Raw genomic sequence first — 608 nt, forward strand, 5'->3', positions numbered from 1 at the left:
CATGATAATTACCTCTTTTCTCTATTGGATTTATTATATCTTATTAGCCACTACTGTTACAACGTTAGTATAGCACTTCACAGTTATGTTAGGCGAGCTGTCCGGTGTAGCTAAGATTTTCATCATCACCGGACAATATATGAATACCAGAAAACACGCCATAGTGACCATCCCAAAGCGTACTATAAGGATTTTTCCGGCATTCTTATGACGGATGGGCTGGAACAGTACCACAAGCTGGAGCGGGATCTGGAAGGGATAAAGAACGCAAACTGCATGGCACATGCAAGACGCCATTTCGCAAACGCGATCAAGGCAATCGGAAAAAGCAACCCGGAAGCAATCCAGTCATCTATTGCGTATAAAGCACTGGTAAGGATCGGTGCTGTCTATGATCTGGAAGGTGGGCTGAAGGATCTGAGTCCGGAAGAACGGTTAAAAGAGAGGCAGAGATCCATCAAGCCCCTGTTGGAAGAATTCTTTGCGTGGATCCATGAAATAAAGTCAGATCAGACAGTCCTTCCCAATGGCGAAACCGCAAAAGGGATTAACTACTGCCTGAATCAGGAAAAATATCTGAAGGTATTCCTGAGTGATGGGGAAGTGCC

Annotated in this window: 1 protein-coding gene; it reads left to right on the plus strand. The window is 44.7% G+C overall.

Translation table 11 applies throughout. The annotated features are described in order from the left end of the window. Positions 1-135: 135 nt before the first annotated feature. Positions 136-608: transposase (locus GPK83_RS11175; RefSeq protein ID WP_345941802.1), on the plus strand; the 473-nt coding region annotated here is incomplete at its 3' end.

Source organism: Clostridium sp. MCC328, assembly GCF_018785465.1.
Taxonomy (GTDB): Bacteria; Bacillota; Clostridia; order Lachnospirales; family Lachnospiraceae; genus Pilosibacter; species Pilosibacter fragilis.